Below are 24,468 nucleotides of genomic sequence, written 5' to 3' on the forward strand. Positions count from 1 at the left end.
TAGCCCCTCCATTAAATTTTCATATTTGAAACTGGGCGAGGTGGGCCAGCCTCGCAAAAATTTTTAGGCCCAGGGGTCAACCACTAGTAGCGTCCACTCAAGGGACGCCCCGGCGGGCAGAACCCATGTCCCCGACTTTCCTGGGGGTACCGACTCGGGGAATGCGCCAGGCAGGCGCAAGCGACGTGGGTCAGTGTCAACCACCGTCGCCGTCGTCGACTTCGGGAGTGTGAATCTTGCGCCGGATGGTGTGGTGACTACTCCCCCGGCGCCCAGATTCCGAATTTTGGGGTATATAGGAACATCCCCGACATTCGTCACTGTGACGCTTCCGGTTCCCGTCTTCAACGCCGAGCGAAACATCCCACCCGAATTGAAAACCGGAACCGTCACCACCGCCGACGTTCGCCGACTCATGTCCACCGGCACGCCACCCAGATGACGGTCCAGTACCAAGTCCACGAAGTACGGCCCGCCGGGCCGGTCGGCCTCCACCTGCATCACGCACGGCTTCGACCGCGACCAGCCCTGGCGGAACTCGCGGTACAGGGCCTCCATCTTCTCCCCCGTGTCCGCATTCAGCATGAACGGGAGTTCTGTCTGGATAGCCCCGTACCGGGCTTGACCGGCAACCACGCCGGGCGCTCCCGGCACGGCCACATCAGTACGGCTCTCCTCGGCGACGAGACCAACGAGAGCCTCCTCGGGGCACACCACAGGACTCGACTGCTGCGTGCCCGTAAGCAGGTATTTCTTGCCGATGACACTGGTCAGAGTGACTTTCAGCACTAGATACGCTCCTTCCTACGAGCAGCCGCAACCTTCGTCGACGACTTATCCCACTTGTAGGTCACATTCGACCCGGCAGTGATTTCACGCAGCAGAGCATCCACCTCGTCCGCGGTGTACGTACGATTGCCCTCCATATGGATCGTCACCTCCTTGGTGACCTGGTCACGCACGCCTGGGGTGGCGTACTTAGAATCCAGCTTCCAGTCCACGCCCGCGGACTGAGCCGCCGCATGATTCGCCCTAGCCGCAGCCAGGTACTCGCCGCGCAGCTTCTCATTACCGTCCGCGAACGCGGCCGAGGCCTGCTCCAAGGACTGAATCGTGTAATCCAGCCCCTTGAGCGTGCGCTCCAGCGGGGAGGTCTTCTCATACAGACCAATCTCCGCAGTGAAATCCTCCACCTGGCGAGCCAGGTCTGCCTGCTGGTCACGCGCCTCCTGCACCGGCTTCAACGCCTCGTTGACACGCAACGCGGTCTCCGCCTGCGCGAGCTCCGGCATCTGGGCGCGCAGCACCGCCATGGCGTCACCCCCACGGAACGCTGCTCTGCCCATGAGCTTGAGCGTGCGGTCAAGGCTCCCACGGTCAATCTTGACCCCAGTCTCCGCAAGCACCGCATCCAAAGCCCGCTGCAGCGACTCATACTGCGCCTGCTGGCCACGGTACTCATTCGCATAAGAACCATTAGCCCCAAGGCCAACTCCCCAACGTCCGAGGACGTTTTTGTCCATGGCCTGCTTGACTTCCGCCATCTCAGCCATGAGCTTCGCCACCTGAGCGGTACCGGTGGCCTCTACGAGGTCCACACCGGCCACCTTAGCGGACATACGAATCAAACGCTCCTGCGCCACCAACAGGTCCTGCTGGTTCCGCACGTTCTGGCGCTGCGCCTCAGCCAAGGCGGCCTCGGCCTTTATCTGCTCAAGACGAGCAGTGACCTCACCCTTAAGCGCCTCAGCACGCGCCTTCTCATACGTAAACAGCGCGGAGATAGCCGAATCTGACCACTCCTTGAGCACGCCCTGGGCCTCCAGGGCCTGATAGGCCATGTAAGAATCCCAGTCCTCATGCAAGCCCAGCAGCTTCAGCTGCGCCGCAACCGCCCCACGACGAATCTCTTCATCCAAGGCTAGGCGCGCCTCAGCTACCCGCAAAGCCCCGTCGGCTTCGGCTATATAGCGGTCATGCTGCGCCAACATGAGGTTGTACTCCGCCTCCCGCTGAGCGTTAGCACCACGAATCAGCGCCTGCTGCAAGGAGGTCACCCTACCCTGCAGTTCGACGACAAGATTCGCATAGTCAGCGATGACTGCCCACCCGTCAGCAAGCGCCTTCAGCGCCTCCAGCCGGGCCTTGCGAATCCGATTCACCAGCTCCACAATCGCTTCGACGATGGACTTGATGATGCTGATACCGACCTTGAGCATGTCCATAGCCATGCCCAGGGTCAGGCCTGTCGGGCCTGCCAGCCCCGCGAGGCTAGCGAGCTTGCCGACCACCATGCCCAGTCCAGCATTAACCGCCTGAGCCGGAGCACCCATACCAATCAGCTTCGAGGCCAACCCCTCAGCCTGAGGAATCAGCCCCTCAATCTGACGCTGCGAGAGCAATACAACGTTGTCGAGGTCCTCGGCCTGCTTCTTGCGTGCCGCAACGAGGTCACCCTCCGCCTTGGTCACAGCCTCGTTAGCCTTCTCGATTTCCTCGGCGCGCTTCGCCTCATCCTCCTCCTGCTTAATCCCCAAATCCTCACGGACACGGGACAGCTTCTCCTCAGCCTTGGCAACCTTATCGTTTGCCTTCTCCGAGGACGCGGTGGACTTCTCACGAGCGCGGCTGAGCTTCTCCTCGGCCTTGGCGACCTTCTCAGCGTCACCGCTCTCACGGGCCTTCGCCAGTGCATCTTCGGCATCAGCGACCCGGTCAGCAGCGGTGGCTGAGCTGCTGGTGGACTCACCTGCCTCTGCCTGGGCCTCAGCCAGAGCTTTCTCCGCATCGGCGAGCTTGCGCTTGTCCTTGACAGACAGCTCTACCTCGCCAGTCTCCAGCTCGTGCAGCTTCTTCTTCGCGTCCGCGAGGGCCTGTTCCTTCTCAGCCAGTGCCTCCGTATGACCGACGGCACGAGCTCGGGAATCCCATAGGGCTTTCTCCCCATCAAGAATGACACGAATCTGCTCTGAGCCGGGCAGGTCCAGACCGAGGTCGAGGACACGCCGCACAGTCTGACGAGCATTAATACCCTCCGTCGAGTTGTAGTCTCCTGTCTTCGCCATCCACGCCTGTGCATTGTCGGCGAACTTGGCGACGGCTTCGGCCTGGTCCTGCAGGGCGGGGACGAGGCGCCCGAGCTCGCGGGCTACATCGCCCATGGACGCACCGGAGCGGATCATCTGGGTGATTATCGTCCACTGGTCGTGGTTGAGCACCGGTTCCGGCTTGCCGCTCATGTTGAACGCGGCCTTACCGTGCTCCAGCCAGCCACCCTGGTCGTACAGCTTCATCAGGTCGACGATGCCGCCCAGGGCGTAGCCACCTGCACGGTCATACGCCGCAGGCAGCGAACCGTAGGTCGCCACCGCGTAGTTCATCGACGCACGCAGGTTCGCCTCAGGGTCCCAAATATTGTCATACCCAGGGTCCTTATGCGCCTGGAACGTTGGGTCAATAACCTGCATCAAACCCTTCGACGGGGTGCCACGCTGCGCGTTGATATCCCAGTCGTTGATAGCCCGAGCGTTACCGCCGGACTCCTGATTCATACGACGCAGCACGCTATTGGCGAGGGACAGCGGGAAGCCTTTGTCCTTAAGGACGGCTTCGACCATGGGGCGCCACTGCTCCACACCAGCGCCCGGGTCGCCCTGGAATGCGGCCTCTTCCTTCGCGGCTTTACCAGACACGAATTCCCAGGCTGCATCAATGAGCTTTTTCGCCATCGCCCCAGGCAGCTTGCCCCACTCGCCAAACTTCTCGGCGCCGGGGAATTCACCAATCTTGGAGACGATACCGTCCCACAGGCGCTTAACCATATTGATGGGGTTCCACCCGCCGCCACCTTCGCCGGCAACGTCGTCCAGGACGATGTCATCACCGTCGAAACGCAGAGGCGAGTTAGTACCCCAGTGCACGTGGTTACCGTGCTGAGAGTTAGTACCCGGCCCGTAATCAAAAGGCGCGCCGTTCAGCAAGTTCTGCCACCCGTCCAGCGGGTGGTGAATCAACTGGGTGGTGTTCGGGAAATTCTTATGAATCGCCCTCGCCAGCGCTTTCGACGCCGGGGTCGGCATCTGAGTCGCGTACTGGCCATCAGCCGCCTGCCAGTCCGTCGCCGCAGCACGTGAGAAGTCGTGCATCGAGCCGGGCTCGCTACGTGACGCCGAGGTCAGCGTAAACATCCCCGGGAAGAACCTCGAGACGAATTTCGCGTGTGACTGCTGAATCGCAGACAAAGCACCGGCCAGGTTGGTGAAACCGCCCTTGGCGAAGTTGCCGAGGTCGATGATTCCGCCATTCGCGAAGTGGGAGTGCTTCAGGCGCTCACGGACAGCGGACACCCCGCCCTTGCGAGCAGCAGCATTAACGTTGTCCAGCCAGTCCTTGCCCAGGGCGCGGGTGGCCTCCGGGCGCAGGATACCTTCGCCGCCAGACAGGCCGATACGCATACCGGTGCGCGGCTCGATGAAGGTGTACGGGTCGCGGCCCGGGGTGTAGCCAGGTAGGATGCCGCCGGTGGCGAACTTAATCTCCTGCAGCTTATCCAGACCGACGAGGCCAGCAACAGCGTTCCACGCCTTACGGATACCGTTGTTGTAGACCACATCCACAACGAACTGCACCGGGGCTTTAGTCTTTTCCTTGATGCCATCCCAAATACGGCCAATGGCATCCACAGTGGTACGGAACCAGCTCTGCATGGTATCCAGCGCCCCCTTGAAGGGCTGGAACACGTACTGGTTGACGAATTGCCAACCAGCCTGCAGCAAGTTTTGGAATCCTTGCCAGATAGCCAGCATGTCGTCCACACGAGCACGGAACCAGTCGGCCACAACCTGCAGGCCAAAGCGCAGCGGCGCAAGGACATAGCTGTCGATGAACTGCCAGCCTGTCTGCATCAGCCCCTGGAACCACTGCCACGCGGCGACCATGTCATCCACGCGGGCCTGGAACCACTCCGCCAGGGCGGACAAACCGTCCATGAACGGGGTGAAGATATTGTCTCGAAGCCATCCCCACACCACACCCATGAGGTCTGCGAACTGCTGCCACTTCTCGCCCATCCACCCAAAGACAGATTCCATAATCGGCCACAGGGTGTTTTGCGCGAAGTCAGCAATCGCCTCCCATACCGGCTTAATGACGGTCTCCCACGCGGCCTGGATACCCGCTGATAGAACGTTCCAGGCAATGAGGAAGGGAGCGAGCACCAGCGTGCCAATCACACCGACAGTGGCCTTTGCTACCTGCAGAATGGCGTTGAATACCGGCTGGATGACGTTCTCCCATACCCAGGAAATCCCCTCAGACAGCAGGTTCCATGCGCCCATGAAAACCCCACCGATGAAACCGGCAACAGCTTGCAGTGCGGGGATAACACCGGAGAGGAATCCGCCAACCAGATTGCCGATAATGTCTATCAGCGGCACCAGGGCATTGTCTATGAGCCACTGCACAGCGGTCAGCAGTACATTAAACAGCTTCGCTGCGTACTCGATGACCTTTACCGCGGCCATGATGGAGCCGACGATGACGCCGCCGATAATGGCGCCGAGCACTTTCAAGGTGGGTACGAGGAGTGGGCCGATAAGGTCCCACAATCCCTTCAGCACGTTGAGGAGTGCGCCGCCGACGGACTTGCCAAGGCTGACGAGTATTTCCACCAGCTTGCCAGCGGACTCGCGCAAAGCCGCGAAGGATTCGGCTAGGGAGCCGGTGATGAAGTCCTTCAGCCACACAAGGCCCTTAAACAGGCTCGAGTCAGTGTCCATGCCGAACATGTTCTCCAGCAGGCCCTTGAAGTCGCCGGTGGACAGGTAGCCCCACAGTTCACTGAGAGTGTCTTTCAGCCACTCGATGCCCTTGGTGACCTTTTCCACGGCCTTGTCCCACGCGTCGGACAGGAAGGTGGTAAAAGTCTCCCAAATCTCCCGACCTGTTTCGGTCTTCGTAAAGAACGCCCACAGGGCTACCCCCAACGCAGCTACTGCAGCAATCACCGCGACCACCGGGGCAATCGCAGCAATAGTGGACGCAGCCAGCCCCATCATCGAGGTGTTCGCTGCCGTTGCCGCCGCAGACCAAGCCGTCAGCACTGGCGCAATCATCGCAGCGCCCACAATCGCAGCCGACAACGTCCCCACAGCACCAGCAACCGCAATAAAAATCGCCGGATGCTCACCAATGACCTGCGCCACAGACGCAGCCTTATCAGCCAGCTCAGACATGATAGGCAGCAGTGCAGTACCGATAGCTTCCTTCGCATCGTTGTACTTCGCGGTCGCCACCTGCTGCTTATGCGCAGCGGTATCAGTCTCACGGGCGAACTGCCCCTGGGCGCTAGCTGTCTGCTCGGTCAGCAGCTTCAGCAGGGTCTGTGCCTTCGCTTGCTTCTCAGCCTCACCAGACAGATTATCCAGACCGTCAGCGGCCATACGCGCCTCAATGTCAGCCTGCTTAATCGAGACACCGTACTTCTCGATGGGGTCAGTCTCACCGCGCAGCAGCGAGGTCACCGACTCCACTGCCTCCTTGGTGGTACCGCCGAAGGTTGCGGCCAGGTCAGCGGCCACGCCTACGAGGTTCTGGGACTTGTCCGCGACCTCGTCCATGGGCATGCCCATGTTTTTGAGCATTGCGCCCATATTGGCGGACAGCTCACGGTACTCACGACCGGAGACACCGACCTCGGTCGCGGCCTGCTTCGACTTGTCGATGATGCCCTGGGCATGGTCAGCGAAGATGGATTCGACTGCGCCGTAGGACTGCTCAGCCTCAGCCGCGTAGGCCATCGACTCCTTCGCGATGAGACCGATACCGCCAAGGGCGGCGGTGGCGTGAATCTTGTACTTCTCCGCGAACTCGCCGAACTTCGCCGCACCATTCTTAGCCGAATCGGCCATGGACTGGATCTTGTCCTTCGCCCCGCCGAAAGCCCCGCCGGACTTCTCTAGCTCACGGTTCAGCTCGGACTGAGAGTCCTGCAGCTTCGCCAAGGTGTTGTTGAGGTCTTCGAGCTGGTTCTTGTGTTTCTCCTCAGCCACACGAACATCAATCTCGGCCTGCTCGAGCTTCTCTGTCTCCCCAATGACCGAGGCCTTCGCCGCCTTTACCTTCGCCAGCTCAGCAGTGCCCTTACCGCCTTTTTCGAGGGCTTTCTGGTACTTCTCCTCAGCATCTTGCAGGCGCAGGGTGACAGCCTCCAGCTTCTCCTGCTGTGCGGCACGCTTGCCGACGGATACCTCGTAGGCATGGTCCAAGTCCTTCAGCTTCGAAGAGGAGGCCTTCACCTGGCGCTCGATGTTCTCGACCGCGCTCTCGAGGCCCTTAGTCATGGCTTCGCCGGCACGCTTACCCGACTCCTGAGCAGGCTTCTCTAGGCGCTGCGAAAACTCCTTGCTCATCCCCTTGAACGTGGGAACGACGGGAACCGACACGAAACCAGCAGACATTAAAGCCTCCTCAAAAACTAAAACCGCCCTCACTGGGCGGCAGCAATCTCTTCCAACATGCGCAAAGACTCAGACTTCGACGACTCAAACGACCCACCAGAACCATCCGTGAGCACTGTCTTACGGTCACGACTCATACGCTCACGCTTCTCAGCCGCGATACGCGCATCCTCCAACTCCTGGGCGAGCTTCTTCGGCGACTTAAGGAAACTATGCTCATCCCCCGACTCATTGAAGCTGGAATGAAACAGCGCAACCGCTAGGGCGGCTTTATCCGCCGGTTTAATATCCCAGCGCTTCGCCCCCACCAACGTCTCAGGTCGCTCCAACAGGTCCTCGTAGAGCGCCACCACGCGCCGCGTGGATAGTCCACCTTCGGGGTCGAGCCAGTCACGCACATCAAGACCGATACGCAGCAAATCAACCTCAAGCAGGTCAATGTTCTCTACCGCGAGCGCAGCCAAAGCCACCTTGTACACTGACAGGCCGGTCGCCTCAAAGTAGGCGTCCATCTGCTCATACAGGCCACCCTGCGCGTAGGCGGCGGTCATGGCCCGAATCTGCGAAGACTCATCAAACAGCCTCCAAATGAGACGCGGGTTTTCCGGCAGTTGGGTCACGAATTCGTGCCCGAGGTCCATGGGGTCGCGGCGTGCGCGGTACCGCGTCCCGGCGTGGATGAATTCGACCCAGGTGCCCGGCTCATCCTCGAGAATCAGCCGGGCGGACATTACTTATCAGCCAGCTCCGTGCCGCGCTGAACAACCGGAGAAATCACCTCATGCAGGTCCTTGCGGGTTGCGCCGGTCAGGTCGAGCAGCTTGCGGGTCAACGGGGTGACCTGCGCAAGAATCATGCCCTCCAGGTTCCCCTCGAACATCAACGACGCCATGGAGGCCGGCAGCTGGTCCTTGTCGACGATGACCTCAATCTTGAGGGCTACACCGTTGGTGAGGGTGGCCTCTTCGGTGTAGATGCCGTCCACGATGGCAGGCTTCTCAGTGTTGGTGTCAGCGTCGAGGACTTCAACCTCCTCGGCCTTCGTGGTGGACTTGCGGGTGGTTTTGTTGTTGGCGGTTGCCATGGCGATTCCTCCTTATGGAATTGGAAAGTGAAAGGTGTGGCGGTTCCTAGACTTCGATAAAGCCTGGGTGGGCTGTGCGCGGAACCGCCAAGAAAACACACAGCCCGGTCAGTCAGTGACTACTGGTCGGAAGCGCCAGGAACACCGCCGGAGGCACGGACACCCGCGTTGGAGCCCTCAGCGACCTTGCCGGTCTTCGGGTCCTCGTACTCGTGCAGGGTCACGTCACCGGACTCATCGTCCTTGACCACCATCGCGGTCAGGCCACTTGCCGAGGCCTGCGGGTGGAACGCGGTACCGGCCTTAATCTGGGCCTCCACATCCGAGATGTCCTTAAAGATCTTCTCCTCGACGCGGGTCACGGAGCCGTCCTTTCCGACGATGTAGAACCGCTCCTCGTAGTAGCGCTCATCGTCACCATTGTTGAAAGTGATCTGAACCGGGCGGGCCTGCGGGTCCTTCGCGGTCACACGCTCATTAATCACCAGGTCAGCCTTCTCACGAGACACCCAAATATGCACCAGGCCAGAGGTGAACTTATGAACGAAGGCGACGTAGCCCTTGGCGACCTCGTCGGAGTGCTTGCCGTAGGTGGTGCCCTCCTGGACCACAGCGCCCGGGTTTTCGATATACCGCATCACCGGGGAGCCAGCGATACCGTCCACCGCGCCGGTGATAGCGCCAGCGGTGTAGGAAGTAGCAGTCTGGCCACCGGTCAGGTTGGTGGTGTTGGAAGACACCTCTCGGGTGTGGCCATGCTGGGAGTCGGTGGGCTCCAGGCCGAGGGATTCCCACTCACCGACGAAAGCGCCGGTCTTCTTATCAATGATTGCAGTGTCAGAGAAGTTGACCAGGACCTCGCGGTCCTCAAGGACGCGCAGGTCAAGGCCAACGCTACGATTCTTAGCCATTGTTATCCCCTTTCAAAAGGACATAGAAAAGGCCACCCCGCAGGGTGGCCAAAAAGGAAAAATTGGTTGATGAGGGTTTACGTCGACGGCTGGAAGAAGAGCTTGGCGATACCGACCGACAAACTCATCGTCGATACGAACCCCGTGGGCTTATATGAAGGCCCCGACCCGAAGAACTGGGAAGCAGACCGGGAAACACCCAGCCCTATTCCGGTCATTCCCTGGGTTAGGGCGGTGTAAAGGTTCCTGCCGAGGCGGCGCACCTGGTCATGGTCAGGACCATAAACACTGATTTTGACGAGGTCACGCGAGTGCGCCGACTCATCCACCTGCGCCACATCGCTCGAGACCACGACCCCTACACCGTCGTTGTGGCAGTTATAGCCGTCGGGTAGGAAGTGCAAATGAACCATGTCCTGGTCCGCCTCAGGAAACAGCTTCAGGACATGCTTATGGACAAGGACGACAGGGTCAGGGGTAAGACCGAACTCAGGAGACATCCTTCACCGCCTTCGTCACGAAACCGTCCTTCGCCTGCTTCGCCACCGCACCAGGATGACGCACCGTCACCACATGCGTAGGGCGATTCGTGCCTTGCGTGGCGTGAGTGACCTGCACGACGTCCCCGCCACCCTCCAGATAGGCGCGGTCACGGTCAGAGAGCTCATTGACATCAGGCCAGCGAAGCTCAATGAGCTTCTTCACCTGGTCCGCCTTCTTCTTCGTCGCCGCCTTCACCTGCGGTGTAGCCGCCATCTGCTTAAACAACTCGTTGTAGTTAAGAGACACTTCCGCTGACCTCCCCACGCTCCACGATGAAGACGACCTTGGGCTGGTGCCAGGACACCACCGGGCGCCGGCCGACGCTGTAGTCGAAGGACTGCAGCTGGTCGACTCGGTACTCGACGCCGCGAATCATGACGGTGTCGCCGTCCTGGACGCGAGTGCCAGCCGGGGCAAGCACCTGCAGGCGGCTAATGTCGCCGTGCACGAAGTCCTTGCCCTTGATGACCTGGTCTCCGGCCGGGGACACGATGCAATGTTCCACGACCGTGTCCGCACCAAAGATGGGGCGGCCACGGTGGTCACGGCCGGTCATCTCACCACGAATGGTGATTGGCTCGCCGAATTCATCAGGGCGCCATGCCATTAGAATCGCCCCCGCTCACTGAACTCAGCGCCGCTGACCAACACATGAGCCCCGAAGGGGACTACTGGCCCGCCACGGCCGAGAGGAACCGCAGCAACGACCAGCCCCAGCAGCTTCAGCACCTCCGGGGTGATGCCGACGCCTCCCCATTGGATGCCGATGCCTTGCGACCAGGTGATGGTGTCAGACTGCGGGCCGGTGGTGGAGGATGCGGACGCTCGGCCCACGTTCTCCCCCACGATGACCGCCTTAGACACCATTTCCCGCACGGCCTGCTTCACGGCAACGCTTAGCCATGACATGGCTGTGAGCTCATGGTCGAGGTTTCGCCCGCGGCGGGCGAACTCCATCCCGATGAGCTCGAGCGACTGGACGATGAGATTTTCGGCGAGCGTCATCTCGAATTCAGTCAGCGGACGGGGAAAAATCTCCACCACATCATCAACGGTGGCGGTCATGGTGAATCACTCCCCTTTCCTAGCTGGCGGCGCCGGCCGCCTTCGTAACAAATCCGATGATTTCGTTTCGCTTGGTCAGCCCGGTGAGCTTGATGCCGTTGAGCCGGGCGTATTCGCGCCACTCGGCGACTGGCGCGGTCTTTTCCGGAAGCGGTACCCGCGGGGCGGGCTTCACCGTCGGCTCCGCTGGCGCGGGCACCTCCGGTTCCAGCTCCTGGTCCTCGCCCGTGGTCTCCTGCTCGTGGTCATCCGACTCCGGCTCGACAACATCACCGGGAGCAATCGCCCCCAGCTGCTCGAGCCGGGTGTAGGTCGCGTCATCGACACTGACCATCTGGCCTGCGCGTGCGATAGGCCTGTCCGCAGCCAGACGGACAGACTTCGTCAGCACGACCTCACGCATTAGGCAGAGGCCAGGCCAGTGATGTGGACGACGGACTTCGGATGGTCAATGTAGAACGCGCGGCGGTGGCTGTAGTTGGCGCGTGCGGTCTGGCGCTTGCCCAGACGCAGGTCAACCGCGCCACCATCCTCGGCGTAGAACGGCGAGGTGTACTCATCCTCGCGCTGCGCAAGCTTGCCCGGCTTCTGAGTAGAAGCCATCCACAGCTCACCACGAGGCACCGCGTAGTCCTTGAGGACGATGAGAGAATCGCCCAGCAGGGAGGTGAGCTGGCCAGCGCCCGCAAAGAGCGGGTGCTCGGAGCGCATGTCACCGTTGAAGAGGTCATCCATGGACTTGGAGCGCTGGATGTCCATGACAGTCAGCGGGTTAGCCCACACGGTCTTCGGCTCATAGTTGAACGGGTCGCCGTTCTCGTCGACGGCGCCCAGGATGAGGCCCATGGCGTCCATGAGGTCTCCCTTGACGTCACCGTCGGCATCCCACGGCGTAGTGACCGCGAGCTGATTGACCGGAGCAGCCTTGAGCGCCGCCAGCGCTTCGCGCTTCTTCTTGCGGGTCACGGAGTTAGCCTTGGCGAGCAGCTCTTCGGCGACAGCGTCACGCTTATCGTCGACAATCTGCTCCCAGGACACACGCAGACCAATCGCCTGCTTGCGAATGTCCGCGTAGTGAAGCTCGGAGGCCAAGACCGGGTCAGAGACCGGAATCTCGCCGCCCTCGGCGACGAAATCCGGCTCATCCTCGAGGTAGGAGGCGGTCGCATGACGGTAAGCGACAACGTCGCCAGGAACGTTGCGAATGTCGAAGAGAGCATCGAAGGCCGCGAATTCGTCAACCTTCTCGCCGAAAGCGGTAGACAGCAGGGTCGGATCCGCGAGCATCTCTTCGACGGAGAGGTACTGCAAGGAGTCCCACACGCTGTTAATAGTGTCAGCCATTGTGATTCAGATTCCTTTCTTAGCCTGCTGCCGGTGCAGCCACCGGAAGGCCGTTGAGAATAGTGAGGACTGCGTCCCCCTTGCCTGCGCGGGCTGCGACGCCCACCTGGACGGTGCCGGTGGCAGCAACCTCGCCGTTAGCGGCCGCGAAGATAGCGGCACCTGCCTTGATGGCGGTGGCGTCACCGCCTGCGAACTTGAGCTTCACCGCGACGTCGCCGTAGTGGACGGCAACGTCGTTGGGGCGGTGATTGTCCGCCGGGTCGGCGATTTCAGTGACGGCGCCGAAGATAGCGCCGGCAGCGTCGGAGTGCTTGACCTTGCCGTCAGCGTCGACGGTGACGAGGTGGCCCTTCTCGACGCGCGCGGACGCGTCGAAGGAAATCGGGCCGCCGGTAAATACCGGATTGGACATGGTTTACTTTCCTTCCTTCTTGGCGGCGCGCGCCTTTGCGCGCTCCATCAGCTCTTCACGGGTGGTGTGACCCTTGCGCGGGTCATTAGCTGCGGCCATTGCAGTCTTGACCGCGGCGGTGCCGGCATTACCAAGCTCGGCCACCGGGATGGTGCCCTTCGGCAGCGCACCCCAGGTCGCGGCGTACTGGGAGGGGTCGCGTGCCAGGTCCGCCAGCGCCTTAGCGCGGTTCGCTGCTGCGAAGCGTCCCTCTGCGATGGCCTGGTCGACGGTCTTCTCGTGCTCCTGGGCTTCGAGCTTCGCCTGCGCCTCCGCAAAATTAGCGGCCACGCGGTTGAGGTAGTCGAAGTGCGCGCGCGGCACGGTCACCACATCAGCAGTGTCCGCGGTGTTGCCCGGCGCGGCCGGGGCCTCCGTCGGCGCCGGGCCCGTGGTCTGCTCGCCATCATCGGACAGCGAACGGACAGCGAATCCCGCAGCAACGTCAACCGTGCCGTTAACCGACACAGTCACCTCGGCGGTCGCACCGACCTCCACGCCGGACGGCGCGGTCACTGTCAGCACACCGGTGGCCTCGTCGACCGTGACTGTCCAGCCGTCAGGTGCGGTCTTCACGGCGAAGGTCAGGCCGAGCGCGCCGGCGTTCGCGGCCGTCGGCTCGCCATTCTCGCCGCCGATGACCGGCTCGACAACAACCTTCTCGGTCGGCGCAATGGCAGTGGCCTCCGGGTAGGTCACATCAACCTCGCTCGAGACCTGAACGACCTCATTAAAAAAGCCGGAGAGTGCGTCGCGCACATCCTCCGGCTTCTTGCCCAGCTCCTGGGCAAGCTGGTCCAAGATATTCATCTTTTCCCCTTTCTGCCCATTGCTGGGCGTCGTTGATTTCTCCCCCGATTCCGACCGGGTGGAGGGCGGTGGCGGTGCCGCCGCCCGGTTCGCGTACTTGAATCGTGCGACCATCCGCGACTGCAGGTTGGTCGCAGCAGCGGGTGCCTTGGCGTCCTCGATGGCGTCGACCAGGCCGGCGTCAAGTGCTTCCTGCGCCGTGTACCACGTCTCGGCGCGCATGCGCTCGAGCCATTCATCTGCAGTGCCGCCGGCGCGGCCGGCGTAGATGTTGGCGATTTTCACGTCCTGGCGCTCGAGGTCAACGCGGGCCTTCTCGAGGTCGTCCGCGTTTCCCCACCAGTCGGCGGAGGCCTTGTGAATCATCAGCTCCGCATTAGGCCGCATGATGACGCGGCCGCCGCAGCCCACGGCGATGAAAGACGCAGCCGAGCAGGCCCGCGACTCCACCACGACAGTCACCTCACCGGCGTAGCCGCGCAGTGCGTTGAGAATAGCGATGCCCTCATAGACCTGCCCTCCGTCGGAGTTGATGCGGACGCGGATTGGCTCGCCGTTGAAGCTGGCGAGCTGCTTTTCAATACCGGCGGCGGTATTGTCGCCACCGATGTCGCCGTAAATCATTAGGTCATTCATTTGTCACCTCCGTGACCGTGTCAGGCTCAGGGCCAAGCGTCACGCCCTCACGGGCCTCGGCCTCCTTGAGCTTCTTCTTCGCCTTCAGCGCCTCCACCAACGGGCGCGGCGCCGGGATACGGAATGTGGACCGCAGCCAGCCCTCAAGGTTCGGCTCCTTCGTCAGCGCCCCCTGTGCGACAAGCTGCGACACATCACCCGGCGTCAGGTCCTTCTGAACCTGGATCCGCGTCGACGTAATCAACGGCAGCGGCCCGTCATAATCTGGGAAGCCATACCGCACCATATCGGTCACAAGATGCTGCGACGCGGTGTCCGCAATCGTCTCCGCGTAGGACTGCAGCCCCTGGATGAATTCGCCGAGCTGGACGTTAGCCAGCGCGTACGAGCCACCGGAGCCGGTCAGGTTCAGGTGTGTCGCGTTGCACGCGATGGCGATTTGATTCGCGTGATACTCGACCGCCGCGCCGATATCAGGAAGGGAACCGGATACACCCTCGACAGGCATCTCCGCACCCGGCGGCAGCGAATAGCCCGCGACCTCGCCGGCGGCGAAAGCCTCCGCCAGCTCCTGGCCGACCTCCATCTCCGCCGTCACATCCTCTTTCGCCGTCAACGGCGAAGCCTTGTACTTCGGGATGCCCATGCCGTTGCGCTGCAGCACCAAAGAATGCAGCTGCTGCATCTTCATCAGCTCAAGCCAATTCTCATACGCCGGAGCGAACACCGACGTGCCCTGCCACGTCTCATCACGGCGCCCATTCCGATACACGACGAGGCGCTGGACTGGGATGAACACGTCCGCGCCACCGTCCACACCGGCCTGCGTGATTCCCTCAAGACCACCGTCATCAGCGACGTGAATCTTTCGGATGGACGCGTTCGGGCGGAGTGCAAGCTTGCGCAAGTGGGTGCGTCCATCCTTGCCGGTGTAATACACCTGCTCGAAGAAAGCGACGCCCATGAATACCGACTCGAGAGCCTGCTTCAGGTGCTCGCCCCAGGACACGCGCCCCAGGCTGCGCGCCGTCTGACCTTCCTCGCCCTTGACCGGTAGGCGCAGGTCTTCACAGATGAAGTCCACAATCTCGCCCGGCGCGCCGTTCGGCTCCACCGACCACGACGCCTGCTCCACAGGCTTACGAATCGCGTTCTCAACCTGGGCGACCTTCGCCGTCGACCGCATACGGGACAGTTCAACCTGCATGCGCTTCCACGACATACCCGCGGGTATGCCGACGCGCGGCGTCCACTTCGGCACCTGCGCGTGACCTACCTCGGTTACCACCGGCGTCACATCATTACTAGGCGGCACGGCTTACACCTCCCTTCCAGTCTTGCTTTGTCTTAAACCGCGGCAACGTGCCGCGGGGATTCACCGGAGCTTCCTCGACCGCCTTCCGTGCGCCAAGCTCCGATTCAGCTGCGTAGCGTCCAAGGCCCCACACGGCAAGCGTCATCGCCACGAGCGCTGGCACTCGGCCGGAGTACCGGTCAATGCACTCGAATTTCTTGCCCTCGTCGCGCAGCGTTGCAAGCTGCAGCTCCTGACCCCACGACCCGGACACGTCATGGGTGAGCGTGCCGTCGCGCACTGCCTGGCGCGTAACCGCGTACGCGGACGCGACGTTCGCACCAGTGGCGAGCACCGGCTCAATGTTGACGAGCATGAGCTCCGGGGCGAGCACGTTTCCATGCCAGTCCCTATCCAGCACTACCGCGGCCAGGCCGAAGCCGTCGCCGCGCAGCTGGTCACGCAGCCGGACAATCTTGCCCACCACATCCGCGACAGTAAATCCCGCCATCTCATCGACCAGCTGCACATGTATACCACGTGTGGTGCGTCCCGCGACCACCATGGCGATATCCTCGCCGTCGGCGGACACCTCTACGGCGAGGACAGCCTCGCCGACCGCGACATCACGCTCAACCGCACCGGCGGCCCACCGGTCAAGCGGCAGCACCGGCACAAAATCGGACCGGTCATTATCGCGCGGGTACCAGTCCCCCGCAGCCAGCGTCTCAACCATGAAAACCTTGCGCAGGACTTCCGAGTTTTTTGCCGACTCCGCGTCGGACTCAATGTCGACGAGCTGCGCGCCGGGGCCCTCATCGACGAGCGACGGGTTGCATCGCGCCCACGTCTCCTGAAGAAAAGGATCATCACCCTCGGCGGGCGACCATTCTTTGAAGAGCGTGCGCTTCGCACCGTCAATCGCGGCCCACCGCTTCGCCGAGAACACCGCGCCGTGCGCGTGCTCGGAGCGGTTCACCGGCGACGAGATGAAGATGATTTGCGCGGACTCACGAGCACGAATCAACTTGCCCAGCGCGGCAAAGATTTCATTCGGAAGGTCAAAGCACTCGTCAAGAATCAACGTGTCAACCGACAAGCCGCGGCCAGTCTTCGCCGTGCGCGTGCGAAAAAGCACCGTCGCATCATTCGGGAAGGTGATGTTCTCCTTGCCGTTGGTCTTCCCCTTGTGAGGAATACCCAGGCCCTCATCCTCCCACCAATACAACAGGTCAGGATTGGACTCGATGACCTCCCACAGGCGACTCTGCGCGTCAATGGCGGTGTCCATGAAGTGGGCTGTGTGAAGAATCGTCTTCTCTTCGAAGAGGTAGATGCCGGCAAGCTCACGCGCGACGAGCACCTCGCCCTTGCCGTTCTGGCGGGCCACAACGGTGACCACCTCGCGCGCGGCCCAGCGGCCTTTCGCATCGGTGCGGCACATATCCCGCAGCAGGTCTTCCTGCCAGGGGTACAGGGTCAGGCCGCACCAGCGGGCGAATTCCACCGCCTGGTCACCGCGCGCCGTATCCCCATCGGGAATGAGAGAGAGTCGTGGCTCCTGGACTCCGAGCAAAGTCACAGCCACTCACCTCCACTAGACGGCCTTAAATCCGCCAAACTTCTCACGCCGCGGGCGCTCAGCACCCTTATGCTCGCCAAAAAGGTCAGGCCGATCCTTCACCCAGCCACGCAGCTCCGCCGAGGCGCGCTTCTCGATTAACAACGCCGGGTGCTCCACCGGAAAGCCCTTACCGTCGTCGATGATGGTGCCCTCGCGCTCAATCGCTTCGCGGGCGTCCTGCAGGCGAAGAGTTAGGCCGGCCACTGTCTCCACGACCGACAGATCAAATTCCGAGAGCTCGCGCCCGGCGCGGATACGGTCAACCTCCACAGCAAGTCGAGCCATCACAATCACCTCCCCAAATTTTGGGCATGAAAAAAGCCCCACCCAAAAGCGAGGCAAAAATCAACCAAAAACTAGCCAGCATCCAACATGACAGACCCCATACGAATCGGAGCCGTATTTCGCTCAACACCCGGCAACCCAACAACCGAACGCGACGGGTCAACCGACCGCAAACCAGGCATCACACGCCCGAAGCTGCGGGATGCCGGAGCCTCCTCAAAAGCGGCCCGCACAAAGTCCTCAAACATCTCGCACCGCTCCACATCATCCGTCATCTCAAACTGCTCGCAACGAATATTTTTGTTCAAGTTCATCGAGCTGGTGATGCACACATCCCACTCCTCATTCCGAATAAGCACGAATTTTGCGTGCGTACGAATCTGGATGAAAGAATCAGGGCCGAAAATCTCCCCGACCTCATGAACACCAGCCTGCCCCTTCTTCGCGCGGCCGGAGTCCATGACGAAACGAATAGAGCGAATCATGCCGCAGTCCCGAAAATTCTCCGCAGCCTCAAGGTCATAAAAACCAGCAGACCACGTAGCAATAGTCACATCAGCCGGACCCGTAATCTCCAGCGTCGCCTGCACGAGGTCAATCAAAGAGAACTGACCATAAGTCAGACCGAGGATGTCCATGCCATGGTCGAACCCGGCGATCGTCTGCCGCGCGGCGCCAGCGCGAGAAAAACGCGCCTGTACGCGACGATTAGTCCGCGCATCAGCCGGCCGCAGCTCCGAAAAGCCAACAGCTTCGGTCGCCAAGTGCTTCGCCTGAGCCTTCGTCAACTCCACACCATGCGCAGCAGCCAACTTCTCGAGCTCACGCTGGAAAGTACTAAGATTACTCATATCAATCACTCCGTTTTAGTGGTTGGTCACGCCACCGGATAGCGCCAACTATCGCGGTGGCCTTTCACCCTATCTTACCAGCTCAAAGCGTGTTTTCATAGCCCAAAAGGCCACAAATTCCATAACATTCAAGTGCATATATCAGCCCATGCGACTTAACCCACAGGAATAAATGCAGGTCGCGGGGAGAGAGACCATGAGAGCAAGCCGAGGGGGGAGTCATCTACCCATGAGCCAAATATTATAGCCACCCCCTAGTCTGCAACTAGACCAATCACCCGGCCTCCCGGCCAGTCAATCGGCGACGCTACCCCGACCTGCAACTGGTACCAGCCGGGACCGTGTTTCACCCACTCATTGGCGATGGCACGGTTGCACCGGCGATGCAGCAGGCGATTCGCAAGGCGTGTCTTATCCCCTTCTTCGTGGTCGGCTTCCAGGGCCGCGCCGTCGAAGTTCCGCCCGGCCTCGCGATACATCGGCTGGCCGCAGTATTCGCAGGGTGTGCCGTCGATGAGGTTGTAGATGAGCTGCTCGCGGGCCTTGGCGTGATTCCCGCCGTATCCGCGCTGGGCGGTGGTGAGCTTCGTGTCCATGGTCACCCCCATAAAACGCGAAATACCCCGGCGCGTGCCAGGGTATAAGTTGTCGTCGCGTCGATTATATCACGTTTGTGGGGAACCGCTAGTCACAGCGTTATACGGAATCCCATGCACTGTGTTCCATTACGGCTGCCCTACCAAGCTGGCTAGGCATTCGGACAGTAGGTAGCCGCCTCTCCCGTTGGGCATGATCTCGCGGGTAATGTAGCCAGCTCTCGCCCAGCCACGGACCATGTCTGCGGTGACGTGATGGCGGCGGGCGCGGAGTTGGCGGGCGATGGCCTCGGCGCCGAGGCGGCGTTCTTCCGCGTCGGCTACCTCGCGGGCGGTGCGTGGCCGGCAGTGACGTCCGATGACGCGCACCTGGTGCTCGAGCTCGTCGACGAGATCGCTTGCCCAGTCGAGCTCCGAGATGGCTTGGGCGTGGAAGGCAAGCTTCCGGCACAGGTCGATGGGTCCGGTTTCATCGTCTCGGATGTGGACGCCGGTATCGCCGAGGGCGTTGAAAGCGACCTCGCGCAGGAGCGTGGATTGTTCAAGCCAACAGGCGACGTAGAGCCAATTGCCGGGTGATTGCGGTCCCGGCGCAGGCTTCATGGTGCGGACCTCGGGCGGTGCGGGACGTGAGTATTTGAGGCTGTCGAGTTCGCGGTAGAGGTTGGCGAGGTCACGCGCCAGATGGCGCAGATGTTGCTCGTCTACTTGGCTCATGGTTCTCCTATGAGTTCGGGCAGGTGGTTGAGGGTTGTGATTGTGCGCCAGGTGGCGGGGTTGGCGCTCCCCCGTGTCTTCCAGATGAGGACGCCTCCGATGACTGGTTTGGTGGTGTTGGCGCGTAGCGTCTGTACTTGGTCTTCGAGTTGGGCGAACCAGGTTTTCCATTGGGGTGTGGCGACGTCTTTGACTTGGATGCAGAGAAGACCTCGGGGTGTGTCTGCTATGACGTCTCCGAGGTCTTCGTCCCATCCTGCGCGTGTGCGGCGTGTGTGGGGCCAGATGGTTTGTAGGTAGTCGCGGACGGCGCGTTCTGCGCGGTCGCCTTTGGCTTTGTTCTTATTCAATGCCGCTGCTTCCGAATCCTTGAGCGCTGCGTTCTGCGGTGCCTTCGCCGAAGTACTGCACGCCGAGGTGCGGCATGATGAGTAGCTGCGCGATCCGGTCGCCGGGGTCTACTCGGAAGGCGGAGAACCCCTGGTTTTTGATAATCACCTGGATCACGCCCGTATAGCCCGCGTCCACAACACCGGGGGAGTTAGCCACCGTGATGCCCCTCGCGGCGAGCCCGCTGCGGGGGCAGACGAGGGCGACATGGTGGGCATCGAGGTTCAGCATTTCGCCGGTGATTTCAGTGGGGATTATGCGGATTGCCCCTGCCGGGATGTGGCGTGGGGCGTCGCCTGCGGCTCGTAGGTCGAGGCCCGCGTCACCGGACCGGCGGTCGTGGGCGTAGCCAGTGGGGAGATTAGCTTGCATCGTGTTCCTTGTTTGTCATTGGTTCTCCTTGAGGGGCCATAGGGTGTCTGGGGTCCATTCTTTGGGTGCGTGGTCGCGGCAGTATTGCCAGGCGCGGTGCCAGTCGGGATCGTCCACGCGGGAAAGGCTGCTACGGTCGGTTGTTTCCCGCCAGTACATTTCTTCCTGCAGGTCACGCAGGATAACGACCTGGTCGTGGGGGTGAATGTGCTCCCACTCCGTTATGAGCAGGTCTACGGTCATGCCGACAATGTAGGTGGCGCGGCCCCGTGCGTAACGCACAGCAGACGTAATCACCCAGCCGGGAACCTGGCAGGCGGATTGGTAGCGGTCGATAGGTTTCACTGGCCCATCCTTTCTGCGTGTGCGAGTAGTGCCAGGGCGACTTCTTCCGCAACTTCGGGGTACATGATGATCACTTCATCCTCGCCAGGTTTGTCAAAATTTGGCTGCGCGATGCCGATGCCGTTATCGACGCTTACTACCATGATGTCCAGGTCGTTTTCGTCAATGAATGTGGTGTCATTGACTCGCGGCAGCACGACCTCCCGCGTCCTTGCCCGCTTGTCTGCGTAGGCCATGGCCTCGGCGTGGGTGGGGAATCCTCGGCATTTTGTCCAGCCCCCTTTGGGCCAGGCCACCCATTCAAGGTGGCCTGGGGAGAAGAAGTCATCACAGAATTTCTTGACTTTCCATTTACTCATGGCTTCACTTCTTCGGGTTGGGAGACCAGGCGGCGGATGATGCGTTCTTCTCGTCCTAGTCGTTTCCCCGGGCGGAATGGATTTGGGTCTGTGCTCCATTCGGTGACTTGATGCCATGTGGTGATTTGTCGGTGTTTATCGCCGGAGTCCCAGCGCACTTGCACCGCGTACTCGTAGGTCATTCCTGCGATGGTTTCAAGCATGGCGATTATCGCTTCGTCTACTTCGGCGTACACGGGGTCATCAACGTTTCCGGCGTGCTTCAGGCGGTCGAGTAGGGTTCGTGCTTCTTCTGGGGTCATGTTAGGCATTGGTGGTTTCCTCGATTCGTTCTTTGACCCATGTGAGTGCGCCTTTTACGGCGAAGTCTTGTGTGGCCATGATTTCGATTTCGATGTCTCGCAGTAGCCGCGTGAGTTCGTCCCCTGACTCCTGGGCGAGTATGTCGCCGTCTAGCTCTTTGAGCATGTCGAGTAGTTCGTCGCGGGTGAATGAGACTTCGACATCTACGCTGGTGTCTACGTCTACGTTGACGGTTGTAGAGTAAGTGGGGTTACGCATTGGGGGTTTCCTCGGGGTTGCTTACTAAGCGGCGGACGAGGCAGACGGGGTGGGCGCTCTTCTCGCGGGTTTTGTCTGCCACGGCGTGGGCCTCGCTGGGCTTGGAAGTCCACCATGCGCAATCGGGGTATTTCGTGCAGATTCCGGGGCGGACATACAGGCGCGCTCCGGTGGGATAGTCGATTTGCACCGCGTATTCCCAGCTCAACCCAGCGATAGTCTCTACCGCGTCGGCTGTGTCTTTCCCGTCCATGACGTGAGGAAGGTCTACGTCCGGTTGGTGGCATTTATCAAGCAGCCATTGTGCTTCTTCCGGGGTCATTGCTGTTCACCCCATCCCCATCGGAGGGTTTTCCACGGGCTGCTGGCGGCCATTTCTTTAGCGTCGAGTTCGTCGTCATAGCTCTCCCAGTATTTGGCGAAGACCTTTTGATACGCGTTTCCTTGCGGTGCGGCAACAATGGTTCCCTCTGGCGCGTTCTCGAAGTCCTCAACGGTGGTGAGTTCTACCGGGTCAAGGGTGAGAGATTCGAGATATACTTGCGCTTGCCACGCTTTACCGCTTGTGTCTACTTTTTCGCGAGCAAGCCATACGGCGTTAAATTGGTCTGGGTGTGCGCTGATGATGATTCCGCGCCCGTATTCGGGGTGTTCCGCCCACCTGCCAAACAGTGACTCCGGCTTGGGTAGCAGTTCGCGGATTGCGCCAAGGTCTCCCGCCTTGATCAGCGAGATAGGAACTTCGATAGTGTCAGTCATTAGATGTCTCCGTTCAGGATGTTGTGGATTTGTTGGATTTCCCATCGGAGGCGGGATTGCGCGTCCATGGTGTCCCATTTGCCGAAATCGGCTTGATCGTCTTTCACGATTTCTCGCGTCTCCTCGAGTGCGTGGCGCATGTGTAGCCAATCTTGGGCGAGTTCCGGGGCGAGGGCGGCGAGTTTCTGATTCGCTACTGCGTGCTCGTTGTCAATAACGCCGGTGTCGCGGTGGAGGTCGAGCATGGCGACATTACACGGCCCGGGTGTGGCCTGTTCGAGTAGTTCGCGGATGGTGTTTTCGTTGAGGGTCATGCCTGCACCTCCGGGGTAAACATGACGGTGGCGGGAGCATTGACGCTGATGGTGAAGCTCCACATGGCATCATTGCCGTGAATAGGACGCGATTCCGGTAGTTGTTTGACCCAGGAGCTAATGCCGATCTTGTAGTACGTGCCGACATGAGGGATTTTCACGACGGTACCAATCGGCAGGTTGAAAAATTCTTGGCGTGTACGAACTTCCTGCGGTTTGCTTGCCGCTGTGTAGGTGAGTCCGAGTTCGTCCAAGCAGTAATCGAGGTCTGGGGCGTGGTCTTTTGCCAGGTGTTCCAGCAGCTCCATGAGGGGCGTGTTTTCGCATGTCACGAGGACTTCATTTCGGGTGATGATGGACACTAGAGTTCCTCCGATTTCAGTAGTTCGCCGTCGAGGTGGCCAAGTTCGGCAATCTCGCGGATTTGGTCGAGGGTGAGGGTGGGTGTTTCGTAGTCGGGCATGGATGCCACGAGCTCGGGCTCATAGTCGAGTACCAAATCCCACAGGTAGGGCAGGTCGTCGGGATCGTCCTGGGTGATGACCTTGATGAGGCCGTAGGAGTCCTCCGGGGTGATTCCATCGTCGTAGGCTTCCCACACGGTGAAGATGTTCACCATCTCAGGCGGCTCTACCGCGTTGCAGATGGGGCAGCTACCGCCAGGGGCGCAGCAGTCGTTGAGATACATGGTTAAAAACTCGTTTCTCGCCGTTTTGCGGCGTTTAAAAGTGTTGGGGGCATGACGGTGGCGGCTAGGCGGTTTTCGTGCGCCAGGCGTGATTCTGGGCGGGTTTTATCCTGCTTTGCGTGTCTGTGCGTGGTGGTCGCATTTGTAGGCCACGCCGTCGATGAGTCGCCAGCCGTTTTCATCGCACAGACCGCAGGCGTCAATGGCGGCGCGGCGTGCGGCCTTGGCGGCGTCGCCGGCGTGGAGGTGTTCTTCCTCCGTGGCTTTACGAGCCCTGGCGCACTGCCAACAGTTGGGTACTTCGTCGGCAGGTAGGCCTTGATGGTCTGCGCAGCGGGTCGGGTCGTAGGCTGGCGCGGCGTAAGCCGCCGCCAATTCGTCTAAAGATTGGGGGGACGATTCGGCGTCGGGAATTGGGGCAGAACCGTGGTCTGTAGACCCGTTTCCCCCCTCCTTCTTATTTCTTACTTCTGCTTCACTTCTGCTTGGCGTTTGCTTGAGCGGCTGCTGTAGCAAACTTGAAGCACCTGCTATAGCACTTGCTTTAGCACCTGCTAAGCGGCTGCTTTCTTTGCTTTTTGTATGCCTTGACCTGCCTTTTCTCGCAAGTCCACCCTTGCGCCCAGCCTCCTGTTTCTGCTTTCGGCGGGCTTCAATCTCCGCTTTTGTGGTCTGATGTTCCGCAAAATCATGAATAATCCACGCGTCTTCGGTCTCCAAAAGCGACGGTTTTTCGTCATCATTTGTCGCCAATTCCTGGCACACGTCAAGCGACCACTTAGCAGCTGCTAAGCGCTTGCTTAACACCCCATCCGTCTGCATTCGACAGCTGTAGAGAATCATCTCGAGGTACGCCCACCGGGCTTCCACAGACACAATCTGTAGCTTCGGCGAGTCCGCAAAATCATGGGTGATATTCGCATAAGTTCTAGGGTCGCGGGGCATTACTCTCCTCCTTCCATTCGGTAAGTAATGAGTGCGATGGCGTGTATGACCTCCGGGGCAAGCC

At 60.7% G+C, this 24,468-nt stretch carries 30 protein-coding genes; all 30 read right to left on the bottom strand.

Annotation, left to right across the window (positions count from 1 at the left end; all coding sequences use genetic code 11):
• Positions 1-63 precede the first annotated feature (63 nt).
• The 30 genes from BN9444_RS12610 to BN9444_RS12755 all read right to left on the bottom strand — a co-directional run bounded on the left by BN9444_RS12610 (position 64) and on the right by BN9444_RS12755 (position 24,404).
• A complete protein-coding gene (locus tag BN9444_RS12610) occupies positions 64-789 on the bottom strand; it encodes a hypothetical protein (protein ID WP_068802063.1) in 726 nt (241 codons plus the stop codon).
• On the bottom strand, positions 789-7,457 hold the full coding sequence (locus BN9444_RS12615; protein WP_068802064.1) for a transglycosylase SLT domain-containing protein: 6,669 nt from the start codon (positions 7,455-7,457) through the stop codon (positions 789-791). The genes BN9444_RS12610 and BN9444_RS12615 overlap by 1 nt, the downstream gene beginning before the upstream one ends.
• 29 nt (positions 7,458-7,486) lie before the next feature.
• Positions 7,487-8,188 (bottom strand): hypothetical protein, encoded by a 702-nt coding sequence (locus BN9444_RS12620; protein ID WP_068802065.1) that lies wholly within the window; start codon positions 8,186-8,188, stop codon positions 7,487-7,489.
• The gene (locus BN9444_RS12625) at positions 8,188-8,541 is read right to left on the bottom strand and encodes a hypothetical protein (RefSeq protein ID WP_068802066.1); all 354 of its coding nucleotides are present in this window, start codon (positions 8,539-8,541) and stop codon (positions 8,188-8,190) included. The genes BN9444_RS12620 and BN9444_RS12625 overlap by 1 nt, the downstream gene beginning before the upstream one ends.
• A 119-nt stretch (positions 8,542-8,660) precedes the next feature.
• Complete coding sequence (locus BN9444_RS12630; protein WP_068802067.1) at positions 8,661-9,452, bottom strand: hypothetical protein; 792 nt, start codon at positions 9,450-9,452, stop codon at positions 8,661-8,663.
• Between the two features lie 77 nt (positions 9,453-9,529).
• On the bottom strand, positions 9,530-9,952 hold the full coding sequence (locus BN9444_RS12635) for a hypothetical protein (RefSeq protein WP_068802068.1): 423 nt from the start codon (positions 9,950-9,952) through the stop codon (positions 9,530-9,532).
• Entirely contained in the window at positions 9,942-10,241 is a 300-nt protein-coding gene (locus BN9444_RS12640) for a hypothetical protein (RefSeq protein WP_068802069.1), read from the bottom strand. The genes BN9444_RS12635 and BN9444_RS12640 overlap by 11 nt, the downstream gene beginning before the upstream one ends.
• The gene (locus tag BN9444_RS12645) at positions 10,231-10,602 is read right to left on the bottom strand and encodes a hypothetical protein (RefSeq protein WP_068802070.1); all 372 of its coding nucleotides are present in this window, start codon (positions 10,600-10,602) and stop codon (positions 10,231-10,233) included. The genes BN9444_RS12640 and BN9444_RS12645 overlap by 11 nt, the downstream gene beginning before the upstream one ends.
• Positions 10,602-11,060, bottom strand: a complete 459-nt coding sequence (locus tag BN9444_RS12650) for a Gp19/Gp15/Gp42 family protein (protein WP_068802071.1) — start codon at positions 11,058-11,060, stop codon at positions 10,602-10,604. The genes BN9444_RS12645 and BN9444_RS12650 overlap by 1 nt, the downstream gene beginning before the upstream one ends.
• Positions 11,061-11,079: 19 nt before the next feature.
• Positions 11,080-11,463 (bottom strand): hypothetical protein, encoded by a 384-nt coding sequence (locus tag BN9444_RS12655; protein ID WP_068802072.1) that lies wholly within the window; start codon positions 11,461-11,463, stop codon positions 11,080-11,082.
• Positions 11,463-12,404 (bottom strand): phage major capsid protein, encoded by a 942-nt coding sequence (locus tag BN9444_RS12660; protein ID WP_068802073.1) that lies wholly within the window; start codon positions 12,402-12,404, stop codon positions 11,463-11,465. Before BN9444_RS12660 ends, BN9444_RS12655 begins: the two co-directional genes overlap by 1 nt.
• Before the next feature lie 19 nt (positions 12,405-12,423).
• The gene (locus BN9444_RS12665; RefSeq protein WP_068802074.1) at positions 12,424-12,819 is read right to left on the bottom strand and encodes a hypothetical protein; all 396 of its coding nucleotides are present in this window, start codon (positions 12,817-12,819) and stop codon (positions 12,424-12,426) included.
• A 3-nt stretch (positions 12,820-12,822) separates the two neighbouring features.
• Positions 12,823-14,304, bottom strand: a complete 1,482-nt coding sequence (locus BN9444_RS12670) for a head maturation protease, ClpP-related (protein WP_084759319.1) — start codon at positions 14,302-14,304, stop codon at positions 12,823-12,825.
• Complete coding sequence (locus BN9444_RS12675) at positions 14,297-15,619, bottom strand: phage portal protein family protein (protein WP_141681557.1); 1,323 nt, start codon at positions 15,617-15,619, stop codon at positions 14,297-14,299. The genes BN9444_RS12670 and BN9444_RS12675 overlap by 8 nt, the downstream gene beginning before the upstream one ends.
• A complete protein-coding gene (locus tag BN9444_RS12680) occupies positions 15,609-17,180 on the bottom strand; it encodes a terminase large subunit (protein WP_068802077.1) in 1,572 nt (523 codons plus the stop codon). The genes BN9444_RS12675 and BN9444_RS12680 overlap by 11 nt, the downstream gene beginning before the upstream one ends.
• A gap of 15 nt (positions 17,181-17,195) precedes the next feature.
• On the bottom strand, positions 17,196-17,507 hold the full coding sequence (locus tag BN9444_RS12685) for a terminase (RefSeq protein WP_068802078.1): 312 nt from the start codon (positions 17,505-17,507) through the stop codon (positions 17,196-17,198).
• A 71-nt stretch (positions 17,508-17,578) separates the two neighbouring features.
• Positions 17,579-18,358 (bottom strand): hypothetical protein, encoded by a 780-nt coding sequence (locus BN9444_RS12690; protein ID WP_068802079.1) that lies wholly within the window; start codon positions 18,356-18,358, stop codon positions 17,579-17,581.
• Between the two features lie 254 nt (positions 18,359-18,612).
• Complete coding sequence (locus BN9444_RS12695) at positions 18,613-18,954, bottom strand: HNH endonuclease (RefSeq protein WP_068802080.1); 342 nt, start codon at positions 18,952-18,954, stop codon at positions 18,613-18,615.
• Between the two features lie 129 nt (positions 18,955-19,083).
• On the bottom strand, positions 19,084-19,671 hold the full coding sequence (locus BN9444_RS14400; protein WP_141681559.1) for a hypothetical protein: 588 nt from the start codon (positions 19,669-19,671) through the stop codon (positions 19,084-19,086).
• Positions 19,672-20,013: 342 nt separating this feature from the next.
• The gene (dut, locus tag BN9444_RS12705) at positions 20,014-20,433 is read right to left on the bottom strand and encodes a dUTP diphosphatase (protein ID WP_068802082.1); all 420 of its coding nucleotides are present in this window, start codon (positions 20,431-20,433) and stop codon (positions 20,014-20,016) included.
• 15 nt (positions 20,434-20,448) lie between these two features.
• Positions 20,449-20,778: a hypothetical protein gene (locus BN9444_RS12710; protein ID WP_068802083.1), complete on the bottom strand. Its 330-nt coding sequence runs from the start codon at positions 20,776-20,778 to the stop codon at positions 20,449-20,451.
• Positions 20,775-21,137: a hypothetical protein gene (locus tag BN9444_RS12715; RefSeq protein ID WP_068802084.1), complete on the bottom strand. Its 363-nt coding sequence runs from the start codon at positions 21,135-21,137 to the stop codon at positions 20,775-20,777. The genes BN9444_RS12710 and BN9444_RS12715 overlap by 4 nt, the downstream gene beginning before the upstream one ends.
• Entirely contained in the window at positions 21,134-21,448 is a 315-nt protein-coding gene (locus tag BN9444_RS12720; RefSeq protein ID WP_068802085.1) for a hypothetical protein, read from the bottom strand. The genes BN9444_RS12715 and BN9444_RS12720 overlap by 4 nt, the downstream gene beginning before the upstream one ends.
• Positions 21,441-21,698, bottom strand: coding sequence for a hypothetical protein (locus BN9444_RS12725; RefSeq protein WP_068802086.1), 258 nt, complete (start codon positions 21,696-21,698; stop codon positions 21,441-21,443). Before BN9444_RS12725 ends, BN9444_RS12720 begins: the two co-directional genes overlap by 8 nt.
• Positions 21,691-22,020: a hypothetical protein gene (locus BN9444_RS12730; RefSeq protein WP_068802087.1), complete on the bottom strand. Its 330-nt coding sequence runs from the start codon at positions 22,018-22,020 to the stop codon at positions 21,691-21,693. The genes BN9444_RS12725 and BN9444_RS12730 overlap by 8 nt, the downstream gene beginning before the upstream one ends.
• On the bottom strand, positions 22,017-22,457 hold the full coding sequence (locus tag BN9444_RS12735; protein WP_068802088.1) for a hypothetical protein: 441 nt from the start codon (positions 22,455-22,457) through the stop codon (positions 22,017-22,019). The genes BN9444_RS12730 and BN9444_RS12735 overlap by 4 nt, the downstream gene beginning before the upstream one ends.
• Positions 22,457-22,771, bottom strand: coding sequence for a DUF3037 domain-containing protein (locus tag BN9444_RS12740; RefSeq protein WP_068802089.1), 315 nt, complete (start codon positions 22,769-22,771; stop codon positions 22,457-22,459). The genes BN9444_RS12735 and BN9444_RS12740 overlap by 1 nt, the downstream gene beginning before the upstream one ends.
• A complete protein-coding gene (locus tag BN9444_RS12745; RefSeq protein WP_068802090.1) occupies positions 22,768-23,133 on the bottom strand; it encodes a hypothetical protein in 366 nt (121 codons plus the stop codon). The genes BN9444_RS12740 and BN9444_RS12745 overlap by 4 nt, the downstream gene beginning before the upstream one ends.
• Entirely contained in the window at positions 23,133-23,390 is a 258-nt protein-coding gene (locus BN9444_RS12750; RefSeq protein ID WP_141681560.1) for a hypothetical protein, read from the bottom strand. Before BN9444_RS12750 ends, BN9444_RS12745 begins: the two co-directional genes overlap by 1 nt.
• Positions 23,391-23,564: 174 nt before the next feature.
• On the bottom strand, positions 23,565-24,404 hold the full coding sequence (locus BN9444_RS12755; RefSeq protein WP_068802092.1) for a hypothetical protein: 840 nt from the start codon (positions 24,402-24,404) through the stop codon (positions 23,565-23,567).
• Positions 24,405-24,468 lie beyond the last annotated feature (64 nt).

Source organism: Corynebacterium phoceense, from assembly GCF_900092335.1.
Lineage (GTDB): Bacteria > Actinomycetota > Actinomycetes > Mycobacteriales > Mycobacteriaceae > Corynebacterium > Corynebacterium phoceense.